This window comes from Rhodococcus phenolicus, from assembly GCF_001646785.1.
GTDB lineage: Bacteria > Actinomycetota > Actinomycetes > Mycobacteriales > Mycobacteriaceae > Rhodococcus > Rhodococcus phenolicus.
In genome coordinates this window covers 1-1,292 of the sequence record NZ_LRRH01000069.1, presented here as the reverse complement: position 1 = coordinate 1,292, position 1,292 = coordinate 1, and the positions used below count along the sequence as shown (strand labels likewise).

Annotated in this window: 3 protein-coding genes; all 3 read right to left on the bottom strand. The window is 62.1% G+C overall.

All coding sequences use genetic code 11. The annotated features are described in order from the left end of the window. A partial coding sequence (locus tag A8G15_RS19310) for an IS3 family transposase (RefSeq protein WP_068163215.1) occupies positions 1 to 740 on the bottom strand: 740 nt, incomplete at its 3' end. A gap of 2 nt (positions 741 to 742) precedes the next feature. Then, positions 743 to 1,060: a transposase gene (locus tag A8G15_RS32540; RefSeq protein ID WP_055477365.1), complete on the bottom strand. Its 318-nt coding sequence runs from the start codon at positions 1,058 to 1,060 to the stop codon at positions 743 to 745. Then, the coding region (locus A8G15_RS31155; protein WP_169833913.1) for a hypothetical protein at positions 1,029 to 1,292 on the bottom strand (264 nt) is incomplete at its 5' end. The genes A8G15_RS32540 and A8G15_RS31155, both read right to left, overlap by 32 nt.

The following is a 1,292-nucleotide window of genomic DNA, read 5'->3' as shown; positions in this document are numbered from 1 at the left end:
TCGGCCAGGGCATTGTCGAAACTGTCCCCGACGGTGCCGATAGAGGCCGCGATCCCTTCCTCGGCCAATCGCTGCCCGAACACGATGGCAGTATACTGCGATCCGGCGTCGCTATGATGGACGAGTTTGCTCAAATCGACTACCCCGCAACGTTTTCTGTTGTCGATCGCATTGTTGATCGCATCGGTCACCAAGTTCACCGTCATCTCCGTGGCCACCTTCCAGCCGACGATCTTGCGGGCGAACACGTCAGTCACGAAGGCTGTGTACGCCCAACCGGATTCGGTGCGGCAGTAGGTGAAATCGGCCACCCACAGGCGGTTGGGTGCCGCGGCATAAAACTGCCGGTCGACCAGATCCGTCGGCCGCTTGGCCGCCGCGTCAGGGATGGTCGTGCGCACCCGTTTCTTCTTGATCGCGCCGTGCCATCCCATCTCCCGCATGACCCGTTCAACCGTGCAACGGGCGACATCTAATCCGTTGCTGCGCAGCATTATCCATGTCTTTCGTGAGCCCAGAACGCGGGTCAGGGGTTTGTTCTTGCGGAGCATGAAGATCGCATCGATGACCTGCGCGTCAGCGAGCATACGGGCGCTCGGCCCGCGGTTGATGTGGTCGTAGTATGTGGACGGGGCGATGCGCCAGCCGTGCTCAGAGAGCACGGCGCACATCGAATCGACACCCCAGATAAGACCATCCGCACCCACCCGATGTCCCTGGTGGGTGCGGATGAAGTCCACAATTACCGGTGTGGCCGGTCGATTTCGGCCGCGAAGAAAACCGACGCCGCTTTCAGGATGCCGTTGGCCCGTTTGAGTTCGGCGACCTCCTGTTTGAGCCTGCGGATCTCCTCGTTGTCGGCCCTCGAGGCGCCTTCCGCATCAGCGGCCGGGGCCTTACGAACCCACTGACGGACAGTCTCCGCCGAGGTCACCCCCAACAGATCTGCGGTCTTGCGCATCGCCGGCCACTCCGCCGACCCGTGGGCCACCAACTGGGCCACCATGTCCACGGCGTCTCGCTTCAACTCAGCCGAGTACCGCTTCGATCCTGCTGCCATAGGTTTCATCCTCCCTTGAGAGGAGCCCTCCGGAAATCCCGGGAGGGATCACTATTTCTTTCGGTTCGGTGGTTACGGGAAAACCCAGATCGCTGGTGTTCGCGACCGCGGCATCCGGCTCGGCGACCGTCTCGTCGGAACACACTGCCAGGAAGTCGAACGGGCGGGTGGTGTGCGCAGTCCATTCCCCGTAGCGTAACTCATCGACACCATCGCCCGTCCCGCGATCCTC